At 43.4% G+C, this 7,322-nt stretch carries 4 protein-coding genes and 1 pseudogene; 3 read left to right on the top strand and 2 right to left on the bottom strand.

The window, feature by feature from the left end; all coding sequences use genetic code 11:
* On the bottom strand, positions 1-257 hold a 257-nt coding region (locus G327_RS0121170; protein ID WP_019616808.1), incomplete at its 3' end, for a transposase.
* A gap of 180 nt (positions 258-437) precedes the next feature.
* Positions 438-1,586: pseudogene (locus tag G327_RS25780) on the bottom strand (IS3 family transposase).
* 793 nt (positions 1,587-2,379) lie between these two features.
* Here G327_RS25780 and G327_RS0121150 point away from each other — a divergent pair.
* The 3 genes from G327_RS0121150 (at position 2,380) to G327_RS25320 (ending at position 7,236) form a co-directional block, all read left to right on the top strand.
* On the top strand, positions 2,380-3,345 hold the full coding sequence (locus G327_RS0121150; RefSeq protein WP_019616804.1) for a porin: 966 nt from the start codon (positions 2,380-2,382) through the stop codon (positions 3,343-3,345).
* A 461-nt stretch (positions 3,346-3,806) separates the two neighbouring features.
* The gene (gene tatB, locus G327_RS26295; protein ID WP_169337256.1) at positions 3,807-4,157 is read left to right on the top strand and encodes a Sec-independent protein translocase protein TatB; all 351 of its coding nucleotides are present in this window, start codon (positions 3,807-3,809) and stop codon (positions 4,155-4,157) included.
* Between the two features lie 271 nt (positions 4,158-4,428).
* Positions 4,429-7,236 (top strand): sigma-54-dependent transcriptional regulator, encoded by a 2,808-nt coding sequence (locus G327_RS25320; protein WP_019616802.1) that lies wholly within the window; start codon positions 4,429-4,431, stop codon positions 7,234-7,236.
* The last annotated feature ends 86 nt before the right edge of the window (positions 7,237-7,322 follow it).

Below are 7,322 nucleotides of genomic sequence, written 5' to 3'. Positions count from 1 at the left end.
TTTAATATTTCACGCTCCATTTCCAAGCGTTTTACTTGTGCTTTTAACTTACGGATCTCGTCCTGCTCTGGAGTTAGTTTACCGTTTCCTCTAAATGCATGGCCATCATCATTTTCTGCCTCTTTTATCCAACGGCCCAGAATCTGAGGAGTAATCTCTAAGTTTCTAGCTGCTTCTGCAATATTGTAATTTTGCTCTCTTACCAGCGCAATGGCATCAAGTTTGAACTCTTTTGAATAGGTTTTACGTGTTTTCATTTCAATCTCCAGTTAAATCAATTATGTCTTAACTGGGTTAGTCGAATCAATTAAACCACGTCAAAAGACAACGAAATCAGTAGGATTGACTGGGACTTTACCGATACCAACAATAAAAATAACCAAAGTAACTCAAAGGGTATGCTGCTGTTTACTTCAGATTGGTTCGCCCCTATTTTCCTAGACACTTTCTAAGTTCTCAAAATACTGCTTTTCGAACTTCATCGGAGACAGTCCGTTATTTGTACCATGATGTCGCACTGGATTATAGAAATATTCAATATAATTAAAGATCTCTGATCTTGCTTCATTCCTTGTTTTATATACCTTACGTTTAACTCGATCTTTCTTTAGCAATGAGAAAAAACTCTCTGCAACAGCATTATCATGACAATTACCTCGGCGACTCATTCTAGCTTCTAAGTTGTGTTCCTTTAAGAAACTGCGCCAATTAGAACAAGTATATTGCACACCTTGAACGGAATGTAAAAGTACTTTGTCAGTTGGATTACGTCGCCAAACGTCCATTAGTAGCGCATCAATGACAAGATCTGCCTTAGGTGTGCTTTTCATTGTGCAGCCAACAACTTGCCGTGAAAACAGGTCAATAACAACGGTTAGATATAACCATCCCTCATGCGTTCTGATATAAGTAAAATCAGTGACCCAAACCTTATTCGGCTCTGTCACGTTAAAGCCTCTATTCAGTGTATTTGGTGCTGCAATATGTACAGGACCACCATCAAAGCTAGCTTTACGCTTATAACCACGTATCGCATTGATCTTTGCTGATTTCATGATGTGATATACTCGATTTTTACCACATAGTTCACCATCATCCTGCAAATACAAGGTGACATTACGATAGCCATATACACAGCCACTCTCTAACCAAAACTGTTTAATCTTGCCCATGTAAGCGCTTATCTTCTATCGCGCTTTTGCTGTGAGGTTATTTGAGCCATGCATAAAAACCACTACGATGAACGTTCATCACGCGACACATTGACGCTAATGGATAAATTTCAAGCTTAGACTTTATGAACGTGTACTTCTCTTTGACTCGCTTGCAAAGTACACGGCCTCCTTTAAAAGGTTACGCTCTTCAGTAACACGTTTAAGCTCAGCTTTTAGCTTTAGTATTTCGTCTTGTTGATTGTCTATCGTAGTATGTTGATGATCTTCATTGCCAAACTTATTGATCCAGTTATGCAAACTTTTACTGATTACTCCAAGCCTTGCTTCAACATCTGTGACTGTATGACCACGATTCGTTGCTTGTTTAACAGCTTCAATTTTAAATTCATCTGGATAGCGTTTTCCGCGCATATTTCACCTCTCGTTATTTGTTTCATTATAACCTTATAAGGTGTCTACAAATCTAGGGGCGAACCAGAGACTCAAGCTGAAATAGAGTTTAAATATATATCCACGAGTTAATGCTACTTCACAAATGACTAACTTTCCTCCGTAAACTCACCTGAAATTTCTACAAACGAATTGTTTTGCTTACCGCCCTTGTAACGCTTTGATGCTATCTGAAATATATCACTTCAGTTAAGCACCTCCATTACTTCTAATCATAAACGCTAATGCTGCATTTTCCTCCCGCAACACAGTAAAGTTTTGTTACATAACTTACAGCAACATTGTGTGTATTTACCAACCAAAATTTAGCGTATCTCATTGTTATGCATGCACTTTAAGTGTGTTGGCATCGTTTGTGCAATTTACAATAGCAAGACTGGTTATTTGGTTCTGATGACACACAGTTTTCCCCTAAATTGTAATGGGGCAGTGTAGCTCTAGCGATGCTACTTATGTGTACATCAACTGAATAGAGCCTAACGAATCCAGTTTTTATACAAATACTTTTAGAGTGTTTTTTTATTTTTTAATAGCGCTACAAGGAGGTGCTGAAAACGACAAGAAAAAACGATTCACAACAAAGCATTTACAGTAACAGCAGAGTCGAGAGTAGCGGCTATTCTGACTGCCAGCGGTCTGGAATGCAAAATAACCTGCACTACCCCCACATCAGGGAAATAGGTATTGCTAAGTTTTACCGGCAGGCTCATGAAGAACTCGGCCTTAAATTAAATGAAAAATACAGGAACGTATTATGAAAAAAACACTACTTGCATTAGTAATCCCAGCAATGTTTGCGTCTTCAGCAAACGCGTATGATTTCTATCAGACTGATGATTTGAAGCTCTCGGTGAAAGGTCAAATGGAGATTCAGTATATCCAAAAGCTGACTCCTTCAAGCTCTGAAAAGGGGCCTGAGATGCGCTTTGATGATGGTGAGGTAGAATTCAAAGTAAAGGCAAATCTGGGTAATGACGTTAGTGCCATCAGTTCGCTTAGGACCGAGTTCAAGAGCAATGATGTTGAAGATGGCGGCACCATTAAACTCGATCGATACTATGTCGGTCTCGAGTATGGCGGCAGCCAGCTGATATTCGGTAGGATGAAAACGTTCGGGGACTGGTATGGCACCAACGATGACCAAGAATTGGGCCAATGGTTCTGGAACACCCCAACTAAAGGCGATGACGTGATCCGCTATATGTATTACGGAGAGAACTTCTGGTTCGGTGTGGATGCCGACCTGCAGGAGAAAACCTCTGACGGCTCGACAGATACCTCACTGGTTGAAACGATAGCCAACGTTGATATTGGCCCGGTGACTTTGCAAGGTTTCTACTCAATCGGTGAATATCCAACATTGGTCGAGGCCGATCAAAATACACAAGCAAAAAGCACATCCGGTGGCGCAGAGTGGAAAACCTTCTGGGGTCATGCTGTTTACAACTATAAAGACTTAAGCTTTGCCGGCGGTTACGGTGAAGAAGAGTATGATGATGTGGTTACCGAAATGATACAGGCTACAATCACCTACAAAATGGGCGATATGAGGACTATGGTTGGTTATTCTCAGCTCGACACCGACGGTCAGAAAGCCTCTGATAACTACTTTGCTAACGTTATCTACAAGTTCCACCCCAACATGAAGGCGTACGTTGAGGTTGCAAACCAAACAGATATGGACTTCGCTTACCTTGCTGGTATGGAAGTTAGTTTCTAGAGCGGAATTAATGCAACTTAGTCACGCGGGATAAGTACAATTAAGTCTTAATCCGGAAAAAGCCACCCTCAAGTGGCTTTTTATTATTTATGCTCTGCTGCAGCTCTCCAGTCCTAGCCTCTCATTCAAAAAATACCGAGCACCACTTCCACTTTAGTAGATCTGTAGCTAGCTTTTTACCCTTTATCAATCCAATTAATGCAGCTGAAATACATCCAGGAATACTGCTTATCTATTTGTTCTCTGTATTTTCTAACACATACTAAGTATCTTAAAAATACAGCTACACAGTAATTTTTTTTATATTACAACAATAGTATTACCGTGTGATTTTTTCCTAATAACATCTTATCCTATTGTTATAAATATCTTTTTAGTGTGTTGGCATTGTTTATGCATTATAGCGAATGCATCTAAAAATGTGGATTGAGACCATCTCACGAATGCCAGAACAGGACACTATGTTTGATATTGGTTTTTGGGAAGTTCTGCTGATCTCTGTGATGGGGCTGATAATCTTAGGTCCAGAGCGATTGCCAGTGGTAATGCGGACCGGCAGCCAATGGATAAGCAAGGTGAAACAAGCTGTCAACTCGGTGCAAGCACAACTTGGCAGTGAGCTGGAAGCCATGGAGCTTCAAGAGACGCTGAACAGCCTCGAGCAGAAGCGACTAAAGAAAGATCGTTTGCCGGGTAAAAAGAAACCCTTTGACAGCATAGGTGACATAGATGACATCACTGAGGAGCTTGTGGCTCAGGAGCATCATGAGGCTCTGAAGGTGATTGAAGATCAAAAATCACACAAGAAGTAGACATTATTTAACAGCTTGGAAGAGAACCGTGCCTTTGTTCACCACAGCACTTTGAAATAAGCTTTTTCTGCGAGCAGGAAGTCAAATAGATAGCTGAAGCTTTTTGTCAACTAGTTCAGCACCCTGCCGACAGAACAAGGAGCGGTTCAATTTTTGCCTCATTAATGAAAACTCCTTTCCTGTACGGGAATCACCTAGCTGAGACTTTTTAGCAAATCTAAGCTAAAATCAGTAGCTATATCAGAACGATATAAGAGATAGAGCGCTATGAATGCACGATAACAAAAATGTCAGGACAAATAATTTAATGAGACGTATAGATGCAATATATCAGCAATTGCTGACATCTGAAACTGAGCAGGGGATCACAGCAAGTGAATTGGCTACATTAATGAGCTTAGATCGCGCCAACGTCAGCAGAGATCTGAATCGCTTATGCGATGAGGGTAAGATTAGCAAGTCTGGCAGTCGCCCCGTCTATTATCACTCCGTTGCCGAGCAGGCTAAACCAAAGCCGATAATAGATGAAACCGTATTAGATCAGTTACAGCGACTCTGTCCTAGTTTGCATATCTGTATAGAACAGGTTAAGGCAGCTATTCTCTATCCGCCTCATGGCATGCATATTCTGCTACAGGGTGAGACCGGCACCGGTAAGTCGATGTTTGCCGATCTGACCCATAAATGCGCTATCGAATTGAATTGTCTGTCAGCGGATGCGCCTTTTATTGTTTTTAATTGCGCCGAGTATGCAAACAATCCGCAGCTGCTGGTCGCCCAACTGTTTGGCTGCAAAAAAGGCGCTTATACTGGTGCAGAACAGGATCGCCAGGGGCTAATCGAACTCGCCGATAAGGGCATGCTGTTTCTTGATGAAGTACACCGTTTACCGCCAGAGGGGCAGGAGATGCTGTTTACCTTTATCGATCACGGCCACTTTCGCCGTCTTGGTGAAAGTAACTGTCAGCGTAAGGCTCGCGTCACTCTGCTTTGCGCTACCACGGAAAATCCCGATTCAGGCTTGCTGAAAACCTTTGTGCGTCGTATCCCGATGCGCGTCATCATCCCCTCTTTGGCGGAGCGAGGCATTGAAGAACGCCTGACGCTGGTCAGCTTCTTTATCCGCAAAGAGTCAACCCGTCTCGGTCAATCGATCAAAATTTCTGTTAATGTCATTCGCTCGCTTATCGGCTACCATTGTTCGGCCAACATTGGTCAGCTGGAAGCCGATATCCGCATCCTGTGCGCCAAAGCTTATGCCGATTATATTACCGGTCGTCAGCAGCAGGTACAGATCATCAGTTATAACCTGCCGGAAAACATTAAAGCAGGACTTAATACCTACACCGATCACCGCCAATTATGGGCGCACCTGACCAGCGTCGACCAACGTATGTTTGTGTTTGACGAGGATACAGACGGTTTAATTTCCGGTTTGAGTGGTGCCAGAAAGGAAAGTATTTATGAGCTGATCGATAATCGGGTCAATCAGCTTAAGCAATTGGGCTCTAGCGGAAAACAGCTGGATGATGTGATCGCCAACGATATCAATAACTACCTAGGTCACTGCCTGGATATGGCCAAAACCTCTTCCAACTACGCCATGTTAGAAAAACTGGCCGGGGCAGATGCCATTTCGGTGATGGAGAGAATATCCGAACTTTGTATGCATCAATTGGGCCATCCTCTGGCTGAACAGATCAAATATGCGATGGTTCTGCATATCTCTAACCTGTTATTCCGCTTGAGGAATAATAAAAAGATCGTCAACCCGCAACTCGTACAAATACGCCAACAACACCCGGCTGAATTTGCCGTTGCCAAGCAATGTTTATCTATTATTAATGACACATTTGATGTGTTAACGCCTGAGGATGAAGCGGCTTTTCTGACCATATTTCTCACCAGCGGAGACAGGATCAGCGCTGGAGAAAATCCGCGCGTTGCTGTGCTGGTGATCCAGCATGGTGAATCGGCGGCGACTTCCAACGTCAATACCTGTAATCAGCTGTTAGGCGGCAACCACGCTGCCGGCTTTAATATGCCTCTGGAGAGCTCCCCGGCCAGCATCTACAACATGGTTGTTGAGCACCTGAAAGAGTTTGCTACTGACTGTAACGTGTTGCTGCTGGTCGATATGGGATCCTTGACCAACTTTGGACGCGATCTGGAAAAACAACTGAATATCGAGACGCGTACAATTCCAATGGCCAGCTCCTCACACATACTGGCCGCTTGCGGCAAGGCGATATTGGGCTATCCACTGGATTTTGTCTATGAAGAGACATTGCAGGTGAGCATAGATAACATCGCCAATACCCGAAAAATAAACCAACAGCAGGGTGACAAACCACAAGCGCAACCACAACCACAGCCGCAGCCGCAGCCAGAAAGTGAGCGCCACTGTAAACTGATATTGGTAACTATGTGCACCACCGGAGAGGGGTCCGCACTCTACCTGAAAAAATTTATTGAGCGCAAGCTAGCTGACTATCAACAGCAGATCCAGGTGGTGGCCATTAATCTGATAGGCGAGGAGGATATCGGTGAACGTCTCAGAAAGATAGAGCTTGAGGAATACCTGATATGTGTGACAGGCCCGTTTAAAACCGAGCTGGATATTCCACACTACAATATGCTGGAGATTTTTACCGGGGATGCACTAGAGGCTATCCGCACTAAGGTCGAGCATGAACTCTGTATTCTTGATGAATTAGATATTATTAAAACGGACTTCACCAGTCTGGATAAACAGCAGTTACTGTTTGATATCCGACAGATGATCCATAGCGTTGAACTGGCCTGGCACAAAAAACTGGAGCTATCCACGCTGTATGGCGTTGTGCTGCATATCGCCTGCGTGATCGAAAAACTGCGTCACGGACAGTCGATCGCAAAACATCCCGACAAGCTTGAATTATTGCGACAGCATGGCAGTGATATCGCCATACTACAGTTGCGCCTGCAATCCTTGGGGAAACGATACTATGTCGTCTTTTCAGACGATGATGCCTGCTATCTGCACAGGCTTTTTTCGATAGAGGGTGAGAGCCAGGACCGAGCACATACAAAAGTCTGATCCCGCCGAGAGACGATCACGAGGAGAATTCTGATTAATTGTCACCGCGCAAGGGCAACAAGAATTCTTTAAAAATAGCGGTCACT

This window comes from Psychromonas ossibalaenae ATCC BAA-1528 (genome assembly GCF_000381745.1).
Classification (GTDB): domain Bacteria; phylum Pseudomonadota; class Gammaproteobacteria; order Enterobacterales; family Psychromonadaceae; genus Psychromonas; species Psychromonas ossibalaenae.
This window is presented reverse-complemented; position numbering and strand designations above follow the sequence as displayed.

Coding starts and splice junctions, on each gene's coding strand:
- tatB (WP_169337256.1), top strand. CDS start 3,807: ATGTTTGATATTGGTTTTTGGGAAGTTCTGCTGATCTCTGTGATGGGG.
- G327_RS0121150 (WP_019616804.1), top strand. CDS start 2,380: ATGAAAAAAACACTACTTGCATTAGTAATCCCAGCAATGTTTGCGTCT.
- G327_RS25320 (WP_019616802.1), top strand. CDS start 4,429: ATGCACGATAACAAAAATGTCAGGACAAATAATTTAATGAGACGTATA.